Origin of the sequence: Actinoplanes sp. NPDC026670, assembly GCF_040638175.1 — a bacterium.
GTDB lineage: Bacteria > Actinomycetota > Actinomycetes > Mycobacteriales > Micromonosporaceae > Actinoplanes.
Genome location: NZ_JBEZXU010000003.1, coordinates 41,053 through 60,959, shown reverse-complemented (window position 1 = coordinate 60,959; position 19,907 = coordinate 41,053). Strand labels below are relative to the sequence as shown.

Annotated in this window: 15 protein-coding genes; 4 read left to right on the top strand and 11 right to left on the bottom strand. The window is 69.0% G+C overall.

Annotated features, from left to right (window positions below; all coding sequences use genetic code 11):
- Window positions 1-51 precede the first annotated feature (51 nt).
- Window positions 52-909 carry a hypothetical protein gene (locus tag AB0E94_RS03745; protein ID WP_360322039.1) on the top strand — a complete coding sequence of 286 codons (858 nt, stop codon included), beginning with the start codon at window positions 52-54 and terminating at the stop codon, window positions 907-909.
- On the opposite strand, the gene ccsB is transcribed toward AB0E94_RS03745, so the two are convergent.
- The 6 genes from ccsB to hemL are packed head-to-tail and all read right to left on the bottom strand — an operon-like array spanning window position 906 to window position 6,780.
- Window positions 906-1,853, bottom strand: coding sequence for a c-type cytochrome biogenesis protein CcsB (gene ccsB, locus AB0E94_RS03740; RefSeq protein WP_360322036.1), 948 nt, complete (start codon window positions 1,851-1,853; stop codon window positions 906-908). The two genes, AB0E94_RS03745 and ccsB, sit on opposite strands and share 4 nt — an antisense overlap.
- The gene (locus AB0E94_RS03735) at window positions 1,853-3,445 is read right to left on the bottom strand and encodes a cytochrome c biogenesis protein ResB (RefSeq protein ID WP_360322033.1); all 1,593 of its coding nucleotides are present in this window, start codon (window positions 3,443-3,445) and stop codon (window positions 1,853-1,855) included. The genes ccsB and AB0E94_RS03735 overlap by 1 nt, the downstream gene beginning before the upstream one ends.
- Window positions 3,442-4,185, bottom strand: a complete 744-nt coding sequence (locus AB0E94_RS03730) for a cytochrome c biogenesis protein CcdA (protein WP_360322728.1) — start codon at window positions 4,183-4,185, stop codon at window positions 3,442-3,444. The genes AB0E94_RS03735 and AB0E94_RS03730 overlap by 4 nt, the downstream gene beginning before the upstream one ends.
- 38 nt (window positions 4,186-4,223) lie before the next feature.
- Window positions 4,224-4,784 (bottom strand): TlpA disulfide reductase family protein, encoded by a 561-nt coding sequence (locus AB0E94_RS03725; protein WP_360322030.1) that lies wholly within the window; start codon window positions 4,782-4,784, stop codon window positions 4,224-4,226.
- Window positions 4,784-5,440, bottom strand: a complete 657-nt coding sequence (locus AB0E94_RS03720) for a histidine phosphatase family protein (protein ID WP_360322027.1) — start codon at window positions 5,438-5,440, stop codon at window positions 4,784-4,786. Before AB0E94_RS03720 ends, AB0E94_RS03725 begins: the two co-directional genes overlap by 1 nt.
- Window positions 5,437-6,780: a glutamate-1-semialdehyde 2,1-aminomutase gene (gene hemL / locus AB0E94_RS03715; RefSeq protein ID WP_360322024.1), complete on the bottom strand. Its 1,344-nt coding sequence runs from the start codon at window positions 6,778-6,780 to the stop codon at window positions 5,437-5,439. The genes AB0E94_RS03720 and hemL overlap by 4 nt, the downstream gene beginning before the upstream one ends.
- A 124-nt stretch (window positions 6,781-6,904) precedes the next feature.
- On the opposite strand from hemL, the gene AB0E94_RS03710 reads away from it, so the two are divergent.
- Window positions 6,905-7,231 carry an STAS domain-containing protein gene (locus AB0E94_RS03710; protein ID WP_317789141.1) on the top strand — a complete coding sequence of 109 codons (327 nt, stop codon included), beginning with the start codon at window positions 6,905-6,907 and terminating at the stop codon, window positions 7,229-7,231.
- Between the two features lie 43 nt (window positions 7,232-7,274).
- Here the strand turns inward: AB0E94_RS03710 and AB0E94_RS03705 are convergent, their stop codons facing one another.
- The 5 genes from AB0E94_RS03705 to AB0E94_RS03685 form a co-directional block, all read right to left on the bottom strand.
- On the bottom strand, window positions 7,275-8,048 hold the full coding sequence (locus AB0E94_RS03705) for a hypothetical protein (protein ID WP_360322020.1): 774 nt from the start codon (window positions 8,046-8,048) through the stop codon (window positions 7,275-7,277).
- Window positions 8,045-8,572 carry a SigE family RNA polymerase sigma factor gene (locus tag AB0E94_RS03700; RefSeq protein WP_360322017.1) on the bottom strand — a complete coding sequence of 176 codons (528 nt, stop codon included), beginning with the start codon at window positions 8,570-8,572 and terminating at the stop codon, window positions 8,045-8,047. Before AB0E94_RS03700 ends, AB0E94_RS03705 begins: the two co-directional genes overlap by 4 nt.
- A 58-nt stretch (window positions 8,573-8,630) precedes the next feature.
- Window positions 8,631-10,118, bottom strand: coding sequence for a pectate lyase (locus tag AB0E94_RS03695; protein ID WP_360322014.1), 1,488 nt, complete (start codon window positions 10,116-10,118; stop codon window positions 8,631-8,633).
- 122 nt (window positions 10,119-10,240) lie between these two features.
- Window positions 10,241-10,789 carry a response regulator gene (locus tag AB0E94_RS03690; RefSeq protein ID WP_360322011.1) on the bottom strand — a complete coding sequence of 183 codons (549 nt, stop codon included), beginning with the start codon at window positions 10,787-10,789 and terminating at the stop codon, window positions 10,241-10,243.
- A 60-nt stretch (window positions 10,790-10,849) separates the two neighbouring features.
- Entirely contained in the window at window positions 10,850-15,247 is a 4,398-nt protein-coding gene (locus AB0E94_RS03685) for a HAMP domain-containing protein (protein ID WP_360322008.1), read from the bottom strand.
- Between the two features lie 114 nt (window positions 15,248-15,361).
- Here AB0E94_RS03685 and AB0E94_RS03680 point away from each other — a divergent pair, with 114 nt between their 5' ends.
- The gene (locus AB0E94_RS03680) at window positions 15,362-17,398 is read left to right on the top strand and encodes a SpoIIE family protein phosphatase (RefSeq protein ID WP_360322005.1); all 2,037 of its coding nucleotides are present in this window, start codon (window positions 15,362-15,364) and stop codon (window positions 17,396-17,398) included.
- Window positions 17,399-17,462: 64 nt separating this feature from the next.
- Window positions 17,463-18,023, top strand: a complete 561-nt coding sequence (locus AB0E94_RS03675; RefSeq protein ID WP_360322002.1) for a dihydrofolate reductase family protein — start codon at window positions 17,463-17,465, stop codon at window positions 18,021-18,023.
- Window positions 18,024-19,907: the final 1,884 nt, after the last annotated feature.

Here is a 19,907-nt window from a genome sequence, read left to right as displayed (position 1 = left end):
TCTGGCACCAGGTTCCGTCACTGGAGATCCGGGAGTCCCGTTGGGGCTTTCATGAGGCTGTGGAACGTGACCCGATGGTGCATGCTGACCGGTCTGGCCGCGGCTCTCGCGATCGCCGCCCCGGCGAGTTCCGGAACCGGGGCCGGTCTTCCCGTGTGCGGCGCGCCCGGCCCGGCCTCGACCGGCCCGCCGACCGGCCCGGCCACCGTGGACAGCCCGTACGCCTGCCGGGCCGGCGGCTCGGCCCTGGAGTCGGAGAAGATCGGCTTCACCCCGAGCGGCTACCACCATCTGGGCGCCGGGACACGCGGTGAGTGGGGTGGGGTGTCCGGCCGTTTCTCGGTGGTGGACGGTTCGGTACGCCCGCAGACCTACGACTTCGTGGTGGGCCGGTTCATGGCCAAACGCGACCTGGGTGGCGGGCGGATCGCCTGGCTGGAGGCCGGATGGTCGGAGACCGGCTGGGCCTCCCCGGGCCGCCAGCACATCTACACCTTCGACACCAACACCAACCGGTGGCAGTTCTACGACCAGTACTCGGTCCGCCCCGGAGACCAGGTGTGGCTGGACATCAGCACCGACCGGAACGGGATCTGGCGGGCCTGGCTGTGGTGGAACGACAGGTGGAACCTGCTCACCCAGCAGCGGCTGCCGCTGGGCCCGGTGGCCCGGATCGAGCAGTACGTCGAGGTGCACGTCGACCCGTCCCGGCAGGTCAAGCTCGATCTGCCGAAGGTGGCCGTGGACAACGTGCAGCTGCGGCCGGTCGGCGGTGGACCGGCCCGGTACTGGCGTGAGGACGTCGCGACCGAGACCGCGGCGCCCTCACGGGGTGGTTTCTGCCTGGACTGGAAGACCCGCTACGACACCTGGACGGCCGGCGACTGCGAGGACTCCGCCAAGGATTAGGCGTACGAGTGCAGGCCTTCGAAGAACAGGTTCACGCCGAACAGGTTCATCAGCATCGTGACGAAGCCGACGATCGCGATCCAGGTCGCGGTGGTGCGCCTGACGCTCGGGGTGGCGCGGGCGTGCAGGTAGGCGGCGTAGACGATCCACGAGATGAACGCCCACACCTCCTTCGGGTCCCAGCCCCAGTACCGGCCCCAGGACGCCTCGGCCCACAGCGGCCCGGCGATCAGCGCGCCGAAGGTGAACAGCGGGAAGGCGAAGGCGTGCAGGCGGAAGGTGAGCCGCTCCAGCGAGCCGGCGTCACCGACCCGGCGACCCAGCGTGTACGGGAAACCGCGCTTACCGGCATCCCACCCGTTCTTGATCAGGAACATCGCGGCCGGCACCGCCCCGAGCAGGAAGATGCCGGAGGAGATGATGATCGTCGAGACGTGGAAGATGAACCAGTACGAGTTCAGCGCCGGGACCAGCGGGCCGACCGGGGTGTAGGCGATCAGCGCGGCCGCGCCGAGCAGCACCACCAGGATCAGCGAGACGAAGAGGCCCAGGTGGCGTACGGCGGGCTTACGGAGCAGCACGACCGCCCAGACCGCGGCGCCGACCAGCGTCGCGGAGAGGATGTACTCGTACATGTTGCCCCAGGGCATCCGCTCGGCGGCGATCCCGCGGGTGGCGGTGGTGCCCAGGTGCAGGGCCAGGCCGATCAGGTTGAGGACGACGGCGATCCGGCCGGCCAGCTCCCCCTTGCCGGGCTGCTCCTTCTCGACCTCGACCGGCGGCTCGGCTTCTCCGTAGAACGCTCCGGCGCCCACGAGCTGGCGGGAGGCGGCCCGGCCGATGTGGCTGCGCTTGCCGAACGCATACTCCCCGGCGTAGCAGATCATGGCGGCCAGGTAGGCCAGCACGGTCAGCGCCATAAGCTGATTGGACAACTCCGCCATCAGGGCGTCCCTTCCTTGATGTGCCGGGTGAGCGTCGCGAACTCATCGCCGAAACCCGCATAGTCGGTGCGGGGCAGGCCACCGGCTTCGATCGTGCTACCACCCTCGGCGGGGACCACCCGGAACCAGACCCTACGCCGGTGCACGGAGAGCGACAGCATCAGCCCGGCCAGACCGAGAACCGCTCCGACCAGCATCAGGAACTGGGTCGGGTCGTGCCGGATGGAGATCGTCGCGAACCGGCGGGTGCCGACGAACTCGAGCGTGGTCCCGTCGTCGAGGGTCCATTTCTCGCCCGGCCGCAGCACGTACGGCCGCTCACCGCTGATCTTCTTGAGGTCGCCGTCCTGGATCTGGCCGCGGTTCAGGGCGTACACCGAGCCCGGTTTGCCGGAGTCCAGGCCCAGGTCGCCGCGGTAGGCGGCCAGGTAGAGCACCGGATTGTTCTCGGCCGGGTACTTCGAGCGGGCGCTGCCGTCGTCACCACCGGTCGGCAGGAAGACGCCCTCGAAGCCCATCTGGAGCTTCGGGTCGCGGGTATTGGTGGCCGGGTCGATGTTGACGTCCGGGAACTGGACGACACCCTCGCTGGTCAGCATGTTGTCGGTGGGCAGGAAGGCGACGACCTTCTCCTGCGAGGCGCCGAACCGGTCGGTGTAGCGCAGCACCGGCGCGTAGCCCTGGCCGATCAGGTTGATGTTGGCCCCGTCCAGGCGCAGCGGGTCGTTGACCGAGAACGACGTCTGCCGGTAGGCGCCGCCGCCCTCGCTGACCTGCACGTTGGCCCGGAACGACTTGGGGATGCCGTTGTCCTGGAAGGTGGAGCTGAAATCGGTCATCCACACGCAGAACTCGGGCAGATCGGAGGCGTCGACGCGGGGGCCGAGGACCGACTCGTCGTGCTGCGTGACGGCGTTGCAGAACTCCTGGTCCTGTCCGGCGATCAGCAGACGGTTCGCGTGCCACCCGTACCACTGACCGAAACCGACCCCCACGAGCACCGCCAGCATGGCGAAGTGGAAGAGCAGGTTGCCGGTCTCTTTCAGAAAGCCCTTCTCGGCCGCGACCGTCCAGCCGTCCGGCGTCTCCCGCACCCGGGTCCGGAACCGGCTGCGACGCAGCCGTTTCGCCAGGTCCGCGGCGACGGCCGCGGGTTCCTCCGTCTGTCGCCCGCCGTCGACATGATGCGGCAGGCGGTCCAGACGCTTCGGAGCATCCGGCGGTACGGTCGTGAGCGCCCGAAAATGATCGCGGAGGCGGGGTATCACGCACCCGATCAGCGAGGTGAACAGCAGCAGGTAGATCGCCGCGAACCAGGGTGACGAGTAGACGTCGAAGGCGAAGAACCGGTCCAGGATCGGGGCCAGTTTCGGGTTCGCCGCGAAGTACTCGGAGACGTTCTCCCGGTTCACGCCACGCTGCGGGAAGATCGAGCCGGGCACCGCCGCGACCGCGAGCAGGAAGAGCAGGATCAGCGCGGTCCGCATGCTGGTCAGCTGCCGCCACGAGTTGCGCAGCATCGCCCAGACCGGGTTGGGCCGTTTCGGCGGGGGCGTGTCGGCGGTGGCGGGCCGGTCCTCGACGACTGTCACAGCACCGGCACCTCCGTGAAGTCGACGACAGTGGTCAGCCAGATCAGGAAGTGGTCCCAGGCACCGGTGACCAGGGCGATCCCGACCAGGATGAGCAGGCCGCCGCCGATCCGGGTCACCCAGCGGCTGTTCCGGCGGATGACGGTGAAGACGCCGAGCAGCCGACGGAAGAAGAGCCCGAAGATGACGAACGGCACACCCAGCCCGAAGCTGAAGGCCAGCGCGAGCACGATGGAACGGTCGGTCTGCCCGGTGGTGGTCGCCAAGCCCATCACCGCGCCCAGGGTCGGGCCGACACACGGGATCCAGGACAGCGCGAAGACCGCCCCGAAGATCGGCGCACCGGCCAGCCCGGCGGCCGGCAGCTTGGTGATCCGGGCCTCCCGCTGGAAGCCCGGGATCCAGCCCAGATATCCGAGACCCAGCACGATGATCACCGCGCCGATCACCGTGTTCAGCACTTCCTTGTGGCTCGTGAGCTGTAGGGCGATGTTCGAGACCAGGGTCACCATCAGCGTGAACACCACGGAGAAGCCGAGCACGAAGAGGCTGCTGCCGGCCAGCACGCGGCTCCTGAGCGCCACGGTCGTCGTGGCGCCGTTCCGGCCCATCACCGATTCCATGTCGGAACCGGCAAGGCCGGTGACGTAGGAGAGGTAGCCTGGGATCAGCGGCAACACGCACGGTGACAGGATGCTGACCAGCCCGGCGAGCAGTGCCGCACCGATCGCCAGGAGCATCGGCCCGTCGGTCACCGCACCTTCGAAAGCGCCACCCATCAGCCGGTCGCCTCCGCCGCGATCTTCTCGACCAGCGGTTGCAGCTCGTCGATCGTGGTGGCCCGCCGGATGGCGACCGCGATGCGGCCCTGCCGGTCCAGGATCAGCGTGCTCGGGATGGCGTTCTGCGTGACGTCGAACTTCAGCCCGACCTTGCTGCCGACGTCGAAGAGGCTGCCGTACGACACCCGGTAGCCCTTCTCGAACGCCTTCGCCGAATCACGCTCGTCGCGGGTGTTGACCCCGAGGAACGTGACCTCCTTGGCCTTGGTCGCCTGGTACGTCTTCTCCAGGTCGTCGGCCTCGGCCCGGCACGGCGCGCACCACGAGCCCCAGAAGTTGACCACGACCACCTTGCCGCGGTCGTTCTGCAGGTCGTAGGTGCCGCCGTCGAGCAGCTCGCCGGTGACGCCGCCGACCAGCGGCCGCTGCTCCGGGGTGCACTCCACCACCAGGTTCGTGGTGGAGCACTTCTTGGCCCAGTTCTCCTCGCCGCCGCAGCCGGTCAGGAACCCGGCGGCGAGGACCGCGGCGGTGGCGACGGCGGCGAGGCGGCGCATCAGGCCCCCTTGGCGGTCTTGGCCGTCGCGGACATGGCGACCAGATGGGCGGCGGGCTCCGAGTAGTCGATACCGACCACCTTGGACCCCTCGAAGCGGAACGAGGTGAGACTGGCGAGCCCGCACTCACGCTTACGCGGATCGTGCCAGAGCCGCTTGCCCTCGACGTAGCGCCGCAGCGTCCAGATCGGCAGCTGGTGCGAGACGCAGACCGCCTCGTGGCCCTCGGCGGCCACCCGGGCGGCCTGCACGGCGGCGAACATCCGCTGCGCGATCACCAGGTAGGCCTCGCCCCAGGACGGGGTGATCGGGTCACGCAGCACCCACCAGTGCCGGGGGTTGCTGAACGCCCCGTCACCGACCGACACCCGCTTGCCCTCGAAGTAGTTGGCGCTCTCGATCAGGCGCACGTCCGCGGCGATGTCCAGCTTGAACTCGGCGGCGAACGGCGCGGCCGTCTCCTGCGCGCGTTCCAGCGGGCTGGCCACCACATGCGTGATGTCCCGGCCGGCCAGCACCTCGGCGGCCGCTTTCGCCATCTGGTGGCCGAGCTCCGACAGGTGGAAGTCGGGCAGACGGCCGTACAGAATCTTGGTGGGGTTGAAGACCTCGCCGTGCCGCAGCACGTGCACCGTGGTCTTGGTCGGCTCGCTCATGATTGCGCCCCCGCGGCGGCTCGGGCCGCGAGCGGCGCCGCGGCGGCGATCTGTTCCAGCGCTGCGTCGTCGATCGCCGTCGACACGAACCACGACTCGAAGGCGCTCGGCGGCAGGTAGACGCCATTGGCCAGCATCGTGTGGAAGTACGCCTTGAACGCGGCCGCGTCCTGCGTCTTCGCGGAGTCGTAGTCGACGACCTCGTCCTCGGTGAAGAAGATCGAGAACATGTTGCCGGCGTACTGGAGCCGGTGCGGCACACCGGCGGCGGCCAGCGCGTCGGCGCAGAGCCCGCCGATCGTGCCGGACAGCTCGTCCAGCCGCTTGTAGGTGGCCTCGTCGGCCAGCCGCAGCGAGGCCAGACCGGCCGCGCAGGCCAGCGGGTTACCGGAGAGGGTGCCGGCCTGGTAGACCGGGCCGGCCGGGGCCAGGCGGGACATGATCTCCCGGCGGCCGCCGAACGCCGCGGCGGGCAGGCCGCCGCCCATCACCTTGCCGAAGGTGAACAGGTCGGCGTCGACCGGGTGCAGCCCGGCCCAGCCACCGGCGGAGACCCGGAAACCGGTCATCACCTCGTCGACGATGAGCAGGGCGCCGTGCCGGTGGGCGATCTCGGCGAGCGCCTCGTTGAAGCCCTCACGCGGGGTGACCACACCCATGTTGCCGGGCGCCGCCTCGGTGATGATGGCGGCGATCTCGGCGCCCTCGGCCGCGAAGGCGGCCTCGACCGCGGCGACGTCGTTGTACGGCAGCACGATCGTCTCGCTGGCGGCCGCGCCGGTGACGCCGGGCGAGTCGGGCAGCCCGAGCGTGGCGACGCCGGAGCCGGCCGCGGCGAGCAGCGCGTCCACGTGACCGTGGTAGCAGCCGGCGAACTTCACCACCTTGGACCGGCCGGTGTAACCACGGGCCAGCCGGATTGCGGTCATCGTCGCCTCGGTGCCCGAGTTGACCAGGCGGACCTCGTCGATCGGGGTACGCCTGACGATCTCCTCGGCCAGGTCGACCTCACCCGCCGTGGGCGTGCCGAAGCTGGTGCCCAGGGCCGCGGCCCGCTGCACCGCCTCGATCACCTCGGGGTGGGCGTGACCGTGGATCAGCGGGCCCCAGGAGCAGACCAGGTCGACGTAGCGCCGCCCGTCCACGTCGGTCAGCCAGGGGCCGGAGCCCGAGGCCATGAACCGGGGCGTGCCGCCGACCGCACGGAACGCACGCACAGGTGAATTCACCCCGCCCGGCACGATGGCCTGGGCGCGGTCGAACAGGGCCTGGGAGACCGGGGCGTCCTCCGGGTACGGAAGTCCCACGGTGGGATATGTCGTGGTCACAGCGGTCCCCATTCTGTCAGCGGCATGGAACGAGTATTGCGAGAGGGTTCTTCACGTCATCGGATGATGTCCGGAAGCGCCCGGTCTGACCGCGCCGGACGGGCTGATTCGCCCCGAAGAGGATAGGCTGACCGGCGTGGAGCGACCCGAGCTGTCCATCGCGGTTCAGCGCGCACCCGACGAGGTGACGATTCAGCTCGCCGGGGAAATCGACGTGCTCACGGTCACCGAGTTGTCCACCGTCGTCAACGAGCTCGTGGTCGATGACCAGCTCAATCGCATCGTTCTGGACATGTCCGGGGTGACGTTCTGTGACTCCCAGGGCCTGGGCACGCTTGTCGTCCTGAGCCGGAAAGCACAGCATGCACAGATCGTTCTGGCTCTTGCGAACGTCGGCGAGTTCCTGATGCGTGTGCTCGACATCACGGGCCTGCGGTCCGCTCTGATGATCAGCCCGAACTGAAAGAGATCCCCCGGCCGGATCCCGTCGGCCGGGGGAATTCCCGTCAGCGGAAGTCGCCGCTGATCCTCGGCGCCGCTCCGCCCTCTGTGGTCGCCGCCGCCGCGTAGACGTCGGCGCCCGCGTCCCGTCCACCCTCGGGGTACGTGTAACGCGCGTAGAACGTGTACGTCCCGGGTTCGAGCGTGTCCCCGGAGGAGAGCACGAACCGGTAGACGAAGGCGCTCGGCTCCTCGGTGACCGTGCTGGTCACGCTCGCGCCGGGCACCTGCTGGCTGCCGCCGCGAGCGACCAGGCCGTCGGTGCGGTTGAGGCGGATCGTCACGTCCAGAGCGGTGAGCCGCTCGCTCGTCGTCACCGTCACGACGCTGCTGGCCTGCGAGTCACCGTCCGGGGCGACCGAGCCGTCCGACCACAGGGCCCCCTGCGCGGTCGACGGACCGGCGATAGACGGTGACGGGCTCGACGACCGGCTCGGCGTTCGTGACTTCGGCGCCCGGGTGGACGGCTTGGCGGTGGGACTCAGAGAGGGCGCCACGCTCGGTGCCGGCGTAACCGAGACCACCACGGTCGGGGCCGGTTCGGGCCGGGGTCCGTCGTCACCGGCGACCGCCCACTGGGCGAAGCCTCCGCCGCCGAGCACCGCGGCCACCGCGACGGCGGCTCCGGTGATCTTCAGGCGCGGTCCGGGCCGGTTCTTGGCGGTCCGGTTGCGCATCGCGGCCCGGGTGATCCGGTCGAGCATCGCCTCCCGGTCGGGACGGTGCGCCGCCGCCTCGGCGCGCAATGCCGCGCGCAGCTCTGATTCGATGAGCGTCATCGCGCCGCCTCCCAACCGTCGATTCGTGCGAGGGCGGCACTCCCACCGCCGGGTAATCTGCCGCCTAGTAGTTCCGCGAGCTGCCGTGCGCCACGCGAGGTGGCGCTCTTGACCGCCCCGACCGAGATGCCGAGGATCGCCGCGACCTCCTTCTCGGAGAGGTCGAAGGAGTAGCGCAGGACCACACAGGCCCGTCGCCGGTGCGGGAGCCGCCGTAACGCGCCGCGCACGTCGAGGACCGCGGACACGTCCGGGTCGAGGGCCCGGCGTAACGGCTCCAGGGTGAGCAGGCGTTCCCGGCTGCGGCGCCGGACCCAGTTGCGGGCCAGGTTCATCAGGATGCCGTGCCCGTACGCGGCCGGATCGTCCGCCGCGGTGACCCGGTCCCAGTGCCGCCACACCTCGGTGAGTGCGTCGGCGGCCAGGTCGTCGGCGATCTCCGCCTCACCGGTCATCAGGTAGGCGAGCCGTGACATCGAGTCGTGGTGCCGCTCGAAGTATTCGCGGAAGGCGGCGTCGCGCATCGGCATCCCTTTTCCGGGCCGTGGCCGCCGGGAGGGTGCTCCCGGCGGCCGCCGGCGATCACTTGAAGGTGATGTCGGACTCGTTGTAGATGCAGTTGACGCCGTCCGCGCCGGTGCCGATCTTGGTCGGCTCCTTGCCGGAGCTGTTGCCGGTGAACTTGACGCAGATGTCCAGGCTCTTCTTGCCGACCACGGTGACGCCGGAGATCTTGGCGGTGTCGCCGAAGTTGGTGTTGATGCCGACCAGGCTGCCGGCCGGGGCGGTGGCGACCACGTTCTGCACGACGACCGCGCGCTTGTGCTGGGTCGAGCAGTTGCCGCACGAGCGGTAGAGCTTGCCGAAGTCCTCGACCTGGAAGTTCTTGATGGTCAGCGTGCCACCGCCGTTGTGCTGGAAGACCTTGTCGTCGGCGCCCTTGGCACCGCCACCGTCCACCGTGTACGTCGCCGACGTGCCGCCCTTGAAGGTGGCCGCGTCCTCACCGACGTTCTCCCACCACACGTTGATCAGCGTGCAGGAGCCGGAGCAGTGGATGCCGTCCGCGGCCGGCGCGCCGAGGATGACGTTCTTCAGGACCGCGCCGTCGGCGAGCTTGAAGATCGGGTCCTGGGACTCGTCCTGGGAGTCGCTGCCCAGGTCGCCGCTGCCGAAGTAGCGGACGTTGCCGCCGTCGAGGGTGCCCGAGACGGCGATCGTGGCAGTGACCGCCTTGCTGCCGGTCGCGGTGGGCCACGACGCGGTCGGACTGGTGGCCGTGGGGGTCGGGGTAGCGGTCTTCGTGGCCGTCGGAGTCGCGCTGGCGGTCTTGGAGGCGCTCGGCGACGCGGTGGCCGTCTTCGAAGCGCTCGGGCTGGCCGTCGCCGTCCTGGTCGGGGTCGCGGTGGCCGAGGTGGGAACCGGGGCGCCCAGCGGGTTCACCGACACGTCGTCGAACTCGGCCGAGGCGAAGCTGGTGACCAGACCGATGCGGCCGGTCCCGGTCAGCGTGCCGGTGCCGGCAGCGACCTTGACGCCGTCGACGTAACCGGTGATGGCGCTGCCGGAGACGTCCACCTTCAGGGTGTGCCAGGCGGTCGGGTTGCTGACCGCGGCCGACCCGAGGACGGTGATCGTGCTGCCCTTGACCGACTGGAGCTCGGCCTTGCCGGCTGAGGTGAGAGCGAGCCGGTACATCGTGGAGGAGCCGCTGGCCCGGGCCGCGACGCCGGCCAGGCCCTTGCTGAGGTCGAGCCCCTTGACCTTGGCCTCGACCGAGTAGTCGGTCCAGGAGGTCTCACCGGCGAAGACCCGGGCGAGTTCGCTGTCGGTCTTGGCCTGCTGGTAGACCTTCGACCCGTCGGAGACGACCGACCAGGTGCCGCCCGACTTGGACCAGTTGCCCGTGCCGTTCTCGAAGCCGTCACTGAAGAGCGTGCTGGCCGAGGCGGACGGGACGAGGATGGCGACCAGCGCGGTGACGGCGCCGGCCGCACCGGCCGCGCCGAGACCCGCGACCAGACGACGGCGACGCCGGCTCGGGGTCGCGTTGGGCATTGCGTGCCGCATGTTGCTCCTACTCAGGGATGACGTCGCATGATCAAGCGATCACGCCCCGGTAGTGGTGCGGCTGCCCAGCAAGGTTGCCGACAGTGACCCAGGTCACATTCGGGCCGGATATCGAGCCCGGATCAGTCTCCCCAGCGGGCCTTCTCCAGCAGGTCGAGCGCTTCGACGGCGGCGTCCTCGCCGCCGGCCCGCAGCACCCGGGCGGCCTCGTCGACGGTCCCGGTCAGCCGGAGCCACTGCGCCTCGCGCTCCTTGGACGCCTCGGCCTGCGACTTGAGCTGCTGAGTCTTCGTCCACAGCTCGACGAAGATGGAGACCTTCGCCCGGAGCACCCACGGGTCGAAGGGCTTGGTGAGGTAATCGACCGCGCCGACGGCGTAACCACGCAGGGCCAGCTGGGCGTCCCGGTCGGCGGCGGTCAGGAACAGGATCGGCACGTGCCTGGTGCGTTCCCGGCGCTTGATGTGGCTCGCCGTCTCGAAACCGTCCATGTTGGGCATGTGCGCGTCCAGCAGGATCACCGCGAAATCGTCGGTGAGCAGCTGTTTGAGCGCTGCCTCACCGCTCTCCACGGCCACCGGCGTGACCGGCAGGCCCTGGAGAATCGCCTCCAGGGCCAGCAGGTTGTCCCGCCGGTCGTCGACCAGTAGCGCCTTGGCACGCTCACCCACCCGTGCTCACCTCACCCACCGGTAGTTACCTCCCATGGCGCTACCCCGTTCCGGCCGGTTTCAGCCTTCTTCCCGGGCTCCGGTTCCCTCCGCGTTCACCCAGCGGTCCATCAGCTCGATCAGCTCGTCCAGATCGACCGGTTTGGTGATGTAGTCACTCGCACCGGCCGAAATGGCCGATTCCCGGTCGCCCGGCATGGCCTTCGCCGTCAGGAAGACTACCGGTAGGTCCCAGAAACGCTGGTTGCGCCGAATGCCCCGGGTCGTCTCGTAGCCGTCCTGGTCCGGCATCATCGCGTCCATCAGCACGATGTCGATCTCCGGATGCTCGGCCAGGATCCGAACACCGTCCACCCCGTTGTCCGAGTACAGCACGTGGAGTCCATGCATCTCGAGGGCACTGGTGAGGGCGAAGACGTTACGCACGTCGTCATCGACGATCAGCACCGTGACGCCCTCCAGTTTCCGGCCGGCCGGGCTCACCACCTGCTTCTCCTCGACCCTCGGCGGCATCTCCATCAGCGACGGCAGGACCAGCGAGGCCGCCGGGCGCACCGACACGGCCTTCGCCGGCACCGGAGGCAGCACCGGCATCGGGATCGCGTCCGGGGTCAGCGCCTCCGGCATGTAGAGGGTGAACGTCGAACCCACACCCGGCACCGAGGACACCGCGATCGTGCCGCCGAGCAGGGCGGCGAACTCACGGCTGATCGACAGGCCCAGGCCGGTGCCGCCGTACTTGCGGGTGGTGGTGCCGTCGGCCTGCTGGAACGGCTCGAAGATGAGCGCCAGCTTCTCGTCGGAGATGCCGATGCCGGTGTCGGTCACGGCGAACGCCACCACCTGCTGTGCCGAGTGCAGCAGCGGCGGCGCGTCCACCTCCGAGTCCAGCGGGGTCGAGTAGATGCTCAGCGTCACCGAGCCGTTGTCGGTGAACTTCACCGCGTTCGACAGCAGGTTGCGCAGGATCTGCTGGAGGCGCTGCGGGTCGGTGACGATCGAATCCGGCAACTCGGGCGCCACGTCCACCCGGAACTCCAGGCCCTTGATGTCCGCCTGTGGCATGAACGCCTGCTCGACGTAACTGCGGATGCCGTCGAAGTCGACCACGTCCGCCTCGACGTCCATCCGGCCGGCCTCGATCTTGGACAGGTCCAGGATGTCGTCGATCAGTGACAGCAGGTCCGAGCCGGCACTGTGGATGGTCTTGGCGAACTCGATCTGCTTACCGGTCAGGTTGCGCTCGGTGTTGTCGGCCAGCAGCCGGGCCAGCAGCAACAACGAGTTCAGCGGGGTCCGCAGCTCGTGGCTCATGTTCGCCAGGAACTCCGACTTGTACGTGTTCGCCCGCGACAGCTGCTGCGCCTTCTCCTCCAGGCCGAGCCGGGCCAGCTCGATCTCCCGGTTCTTCAGCTCGATGTTCGCCTTCTGGTCGCTGAGCAGCTTGGCCTTGTCCTCCAGTTCGGCGTTGGTGCGCTGGAGCTCGGCCGACTGGTCCTGCATCTCCCGGGCCAGGCGCTGCGACTGGGCGAGCAGTTCCTCCGTACGCCGGTTGGCCTGAATGGTGTTGAGAGCGATGCCGATCGTTGCGACCAGGCGCTCCAGGAACGTCAGATGCAACCCGTTGAAGGCGGCCACCGACGCGAACTCGATCACGCCGAGCATCTCGCCCTCGAACAGGACCGGCAGCACCACCAGGTCGTTCGGCGGCATGGCGAGCAGCCCGGAGCGCATCGTCAGTATTCCGTCGTGGGTGGCCCGCACCCGGATGGTCCGGCGGGAGACCGCGGCCTGGCCGACCAGACCCTCGCCCGGCCCGAAGATCACGTCGTGGTCCCGGGCGACGTAGCCGTACGCGGCGTTGAGCCGCAGGCGCATGACCGCCTCTTCGTTGTCGACCAGGAAGAACGCGCCGAGCTGGCCGTCCACCAGCGGCGTCACCTCGGTCATGATCATGCGGCAGACCTCGCCGACGTCGCGCTGGCCCTGCAGCAGGCCACCGATCCGGGCCAGGTTGGAGTCGAGCCAGCCCTGCTCCGCGTTCGCCTTCGTGGTGTCGCGGAGCGTGACGATCATCCGGTTGATGTTGTCCTTCAGCTCGGCGACCTCGCCCTGCGCCTCGACCGCGACGCTCTGCGTCAGGTCACCGCGGGTCACGGCGGTGGACACCTCGGCGATGGCGCGCAGCTGGATGGTCAGGGTCGAGGCGAGCTGGTTCACGTTGTCGGTCAGGTCGCGCCACGTACCAGAAACGCCCTTGACCTGGGCCTGTCCGCCGAGCTTGCCCTCCGAGCCGACCTCGCGCGCGACACGCGTGACCTCGTCGGCGAACGACGACAGCTGATCGACCATCGTGTTGACGGTGTTCTTCAGCTCCAGGATCTCGCCGCGGGCGTCGACGGTGATCTTCTGCGACAGGTCACCCTTCGCCACGGCCGTCGTGACCGACGCGATGTTGCGCACCTGAGCGGTCAGGTTGGAGGCCATGTAGTTCACGTTGTCGGTCAGGTCGCGCCAGGTGCCGGCCACGCCCCGCACCTGGGCCTGCCCGCCGAGGCTGCCCTCCGAGCCCACCTCGCGGGCCACCCGCGTGACCTCGTCGGCGAACGACGACAGCTGATCGACCATCGTGTTGACGGTGTTCTTCAGCTCCAGGATCTCGCCCTGCGCGTCGACGGTGATCTTCTGCGACAGGTCACCCTTCGCCACCGCGGTCGAGACCTGGGCGATGTTGCGCACCTGGCTGGTCAGGTTGGAGGCCATCGAGTTGACGTTGTCGGTGAGGTCACGCCACGTGCCGGCCACCCCGCGCACCTGGGCCTGGCCGCCGAGCTTGCCCTCGGTGCCCACCTCGCGGGCCACCCGGGTCACCTCGTCGGCGAACGACGACAACTGGTCGACCATCGTGTTGACGGTCGACTTGAGCTCCAGGATCTCGCCCCGGGCGTCGACGGTGATCTTCTGCGACAGGTCACCCTTCGCCACGGCCGTGGTGACCGACGCGATGTTCCGCACCTGACTGGTCAGGTTCGACGCCATGTAGTTCACGTTGTCGGTGAGGTCGCGCCACGTACCAGAAATGCCTTTGACCTGGGCTTGTCCGCCGAGTTTGCCCTCCGAGCCGACCTCGCGCGCGACACGTGTCACCTCGTCGGCGAACGACGACAGCTGATCGACCATCGTGTTCACGGTGTTCTTCAGCTCCAGGACCTCGCCGCGGGCGTCGACGGTGATCTTCTGCGACAGGTCACCCTTCGCCACCGCGGTCGAGACCTGGGAGATGTTCCGCACCTGGGCGGTCAGGTTGGCGGCCAGCTGGTTCACGTTCTCGGTGAGGTCGCGCCAGGTGCCGGACACGCCGCGGACCTGGGCCTGGCCGCCGAGCCGGCCCTCGGTGCCCACCTCGCGGGCCACCCGGGTCACCTCGTCGGCGAACGACGACAGCTGATCGACCATCGTGTTGACGGTGTCCTTGAGCTCCAGGATCTCGCCCTGCGCGGCCACCGTGATCTTCTGCGACAGGTCACCCTTGGCCACCGCCGTCGACACCTGGGCGATGTTGCGCACCTGGCTCGTCAGGTTGGAGGCCATCGAGTTCACCGAGTCGGTGAGGTCCTTCCAGGTGCCTGCCACGTTCGGCACGTCGGCCTGGCCGCCCAGCTTGCCCTCGGTGCCCACCTCGCGGGCCACCCGGGTCACCTGCTCGGCGAAGAGCCGCAGCGTGTCGGTCAGCCCGTTCATGGTGTCGGACAGCTCGGCCACCTCGCCCCGGGCCGACACGGTGATCTTCTGCGACAGGTCGCCACGGGCCACCGCGGTCGCCACCTGCGAGATCGACCGCACCTGGTGCGTCAGGTTCGACGCCATCGTGTTCACCGAGTCGGTGAGGTCCTTCCAGGTGCCGGCCACACCCCGCACGTCGGCCTGACCGCCCAGCTCACCCTCGGTGCCCACCTCACGGGCCACCCGCGTGACCTCGTCGGCGAACGACGACAACTGATCGACCATCGTGTTCACGGTCCGGCCGATCCGCAGGAACTCACCACGCAGCGGGCGCCCGTCCATCTCCAGCGCCATGTGCTGCGACAGGTCACCCTCGGCCACCGCCACGATGACCCGGGAGATCTCGGTGGTGGGCCGGGCCAGGTCGTCGATCAGCGAGTTCACCGACCGGACGCTGTCCTCCCACGAGCCGTCCAGGCCCTCCTCGTCGAGACGCTCGGTGAGCCGGCCGTCCCGCCCGACGATGCGGCTTATCCGGCGCAGATCCAGGTTCTGCCGCTCCTGGAGCGAGACGACCTCGTTGAACGCCTCCGCGACCGCGCCGGCCATGCCACCACGCCGCGGCAGCCGCACCTTCAGGTCACCGCGACGCACCCGGCGCAACGCATCAGCGAGCTCGCCGAGCAGAACGGTCTCGTCGGGAACGCCGACGCTGGCCTCTTTAGCCGCAGTCATGCTGTCCTCACTCGCAGTCGACTCCCGGTTGGGCTCCCTATCCTCTCTCGCCCAACCGGGTCAATGCGAGACACGACTTTGTGCATCCACCCTTCGACGGGAGAGGATGCATGGGTGCCAGCCGAGGTCGGAACCAGGACGAGCATCCCGTCGGGAGCTCCGTCCGAAGCGCTGGTGCGCCGGACCAGACTGCCCAACGATCGGCGGACCCCCGCGGCAGCCCGTGCGCTGGTCCGATCGGTGCTGGAGGAGACCGGTCTGGTCGGCCTGCTCAACGAGGCTCTGCTGCTCACCACCGAGCTGTCCACCAATGCCGTCGTGCACGCCAACACCGAGCTGGAAATAGAGGTCTCGGCCGACCCGGGCGGGCTCACCGTCACCGTCACCGACTTCGCCTCCGGCCCCGTCGAGCAGCTCACCATCGGCCCCAAGAACGAGAGCTCGGAGATCGGCGAGGTCGCCGAGCGCGGCCGGGGCCTGCTGCTCGTCGACCATTTCGCCAGCCGGTGGGGCACCGTCCACGAGGGCGACGGCAAAGGCGTCTGGTTCCGGCTCGACCAGCGGGCCGGCGCCGGCGTCCCGGTGCGGCTGCCCAACGCGTCCGAGACCCCCAGCCTCGGCGCGCTCACCGGGCTGCTACGCAGCGGCACCGACCGGCACTCCGACGAAGGCCTCGCCGACCTCGCCGCCGATCTTCTCTCCCGGCTGGCGCGCCTCACCGGCGCGGCCGGCGGTGTGATCCGGCTCGACCGGGGCGACGGCATGGGAAGGCAACTTCTCGGACGGTACGGCCGGGCGCCCCGCGAAAACGCCGACACCATCCGGGTGCCCCTGGCCGTCCATCGGCCGTACGCGGGTGAGCTCGAACTCGACGCCGCCCCCGAGGGGTATGCGCTGGCCCTGGCCACCATGGTCGCCGAGCGGTTCGCCCTGCACCTGGAGAACGACAGGCTGCGGCGCGCCGACATCCGCCGGCAGACCTGGATCACGTTCCTCGCCGAGGCCAGCGAGCTGCTCGCCCAGTCCCTCGACGTCAACCTGACGATGGCCCTCATCCCGCAGCTCGTGGTGCCCCGGCTCGGCCAGTGGTGCGCCGTGCACACCACCGACGCGTGGGGCCGCCTCCAGCTCGCCGCCGCCACCCACGCCGACGAGTCGGCGCTGGCCCAGTTGCACGCGACCCTCGCCGAGCCCGGCCCCGAGTCGCTGCTGGCCCGGCTCGAGGAGTCGTCCCGCCTCGGCACCCAGGTGATGTTCAACTCGCCGCTGGAGGGTTATGCGGTGCCGCTCGTGGCCCGTGGCGCCCGGCTCGGCACGCTGGCCGTCGGGCGGCACCCGAAACACCGGCACGACGCCGACGAGGTCGCCGTCCTCGAAGACGTGGCCCGCCGGGCGGCGCTCGCCATCGACAACGCACGCATCCACGACGAGCGGCGCACGGTCGCGCGTACCCTCCAGGCTTCGCTTCTGCCTCCCGCCCTGCCCAGGGTCGACGGCATCGGGTTCGCCGCCGAATATGTCCCGACCGGTTCCGAGGTGGGCGGCGACTTCTACGACGTCGTTCCGTCCGGCGACAACCAGTGGCTGGTCGTCGTCGGTGACGTGTCCGGCAAGGGTGTGCAGGCGGCCACCGTGACCGGCCTGGTCCGCGACGTGATCCGGATCCTCGTCGACGACGGCAAGGCGCTCGGCGAGATCCTCTGGCGGGTCAACCGGACGCTCGTGCAACGTGGCGGCGGGCGGTATTGCACGCTCGCGATGGCCTCGGTGACCAGGCAGCCGACCGGGGTGCTGACCGTCTGCCTGCACCTGGCCGGGCACGACCGGGCGGTGCTGGTCCGGGCCGACGGCAAGACGGCGTTCGTCGGCGAGGGCGGCACAGCGCTCGGCCTGCTGGAGACGATCACCTCGCCGGATGTCACGGTCACGCTCGACTCCGGCGACTCGCTGATCTTCTACACCGACGGGGTCACCGAGCGACGGCGGGGGCGTGAGCTCTTCGGATCGGCCCGGCTCAAGGAGGCGTCGGCCCCGCTGGCCGGCTATCCGGCGGACGTGATGGCGGCCCGGCTCCGTTCCACGACGATCAATTTCTCGGTCGAGGAGCCTCGTGACGACATCGCGATCCTGGTCCTCCGCAACGACGCCTGACCTTCCTTCCTGTCGCACCTTCGAGGCCCTGTTTCTGTCAGACCGTCGTGGCAGGGTTTTGGGCATGAAGACGCAATACTTCACCGCGACGACGATCGACGGTTACATCGCCGATGAGAGCAATTCATTGGACTGGCTGTTCGAGGTCGACGACAAAGCGGGCGAAAACCCTTTCGCGCCGTTCTTCGAGGGCGTCGGAGCGTTCGCGATGGGCGCCACCACCTACGAGTGGGTGCTGGCCCACGAGAAGGCCTTGGAGCATCCGTCGTCCTGGCTGGAGCCTTACGGCGACACCCCGGCATGGATTTTCACTCACCGCGAGCTGCCGGTCATTCCAGGAGCAAACCTTCATTTCGTACGTGGTGACGTCCGCCCAGTCCACGCCGAAATGGTGTCGGCCGCCGCCGGAAAGAACATCTGGCTGGTCGGCGGCGGCGAGTTGGTGGCCCAGTTCGCCGACCAGGGCCTACTCGACGAGGTGATCCTCGGCGTGGCCCCGGTGACGTTGGGCGCCGGAGCTCCGGTCCTGCCCCGCCGGATCACCTCTTCCCGATACACGTTGACCAGCACACGCCAGTTGGGCCAGTTCGCCTACCTGACCTACGACGTGCACCCACCGGCCTAGCCAACCTCACCACCCCTCCCCCGCTCCCACCTCTCCCGCCCCACGCCCGTTCCACCCCTCCCTCGCTGCCCTACTCCCACCGCACGCCCGCTCCACTCCTCCTCCGCTCTCGCCATGCGCCCGTTCCACCCCTCCCTCGCTCCCGCCTCTCCCGCCCCACGCCCGTTCCACTCCTCCCTCACTCCCCCTCTCCCACCGCACGCCCGTTCCGCTCCTCCTCCGCTCTCGCCACGCGCCCGTTCCACCTTCCAACCTCGCTTCCGTCACGCGCCCACTCCACCTCTCCCACCCCGCTTCCGTCAGGTGCCCGTTCCACCTCTCCCACCCCGCTTCCGTCACTCCCACCCCGCTTCCATCACGCGCCCACTCCACCTCTCCCACCCGCTGGGGTGCGCCAGATTTCATCGTATTTATGGTTTTAGGGGTTCGGGTGATGCCGTGAGGCTCCGGCGTTTCCCTTCGCGAAGCTTCGGGATCTTGCACGACTTTTCAGGCCGGCGCCGATCTTGCAGCCCTTTCCACGCCCCAACGGGAAGAAAGCTGCAAGGTCTCCCCGGTGCAGTGGATCTTGCGCGACAAACCACACCCAGACATGAAAAATCGTGCAAGATTTCGGCGAGCATGGAGAAGCGTGCAAGATCTACGAAGCTGGACGAGGGCGACCCCTCCTCAAATGCGAACATTCCCGACCTCGGGCCGAGGGTGCAGTCGCCTGCGTGACCGGTACGACAGCCCGAAGGCTCGACGGGAGGACATCGCACAGCTGAGGGATTGACCTCGGAGGCGCAAAAGCCGCGAAGGAGCTCCTCCTGGGGCGCAGCAACGCGCAAGGTCCACATCCTGGCCTGGACCGTGCACGCGTTTCCCCGTCGAGGCACGTCGAGCACGGAGATACCTGCAAGATCGGCCCTGACCTGCAAACTCGTGCAAGATCGGCCCGGAGACGCGTCCCCAGGCAAGATCGGCTCGGAAACGCGTGCTCGTGCAAGACCAGCCCCGGGGTGCGCGCTAGTGCCGAGCCGGTCAAGACCCCCAGCCGTCGCTCACGCGCCCTTCGGCACTGCCTTTCCCGCCGTAAACGACGGCCGACGGCCTCAGCCGTCGCACACGCGCCTCTCGGCACCGCCTTTCCCGCCGCAGGCGACGGCCCGCAGCCTCCAATGCCACTTAGCTTAAGTTGATCAAGGCTGTGACCTGCAGGTCCTCGGCGATTACCGTCAGCGTCCGGCGCGGCCACAAATTCATGCCGCAGCCGCATGCGTGCAGATAAAGCCCCCTGGAACCCGAAGTGCGCCCGCGCAAGATCAACTTAAGCTCAGTGGCATTGGGCGGGCCTCAGCCGTCGCTCACGCGCCTCTCGGGGCCGCCTTTCCCGCCGTAAACGACGGCCGGCGGTCTCCACCGTCACTCACGCGCCCTTCGGGACCGCCTTACCCGCCGCAGGCGACGGCCCGCAGCCTCCAATGCCACTTAGCTTAAGTTGATCTTGAGCTGGCTCACTTCGGGCTCCAGGGGCTTGACCTGCACGCATGCGGCTGCGGCATGAATTGCGGCCACGCCGGACGCCGACGGCCCTCGCCGAGAACCTGCAGGTCACATCCTTGATCAACTTAAGCTAAGTGGCATTGCGCAGCCTCAGCCGTCGCTCACGCACCTTCGGCACCGCCTTCCGACGGCCGACGGCCTCGGCCGTCGCTCACGCGCCTCTCAGGGCTGCCTTTCCCGCCGTAGGCGACGGCTGAGGCTGTCGGCTGTCCGGCGGCGAGTCTGCGGACGTTTCCATAGGTAGGCGGGCGGCTCCTCAGTTAGTCATCAGGACAGCTGCAGAGATCCAGCTGGCTATCGCCGCTGTCTTGCATGCCTCGGGACAACGGTCACGACCAG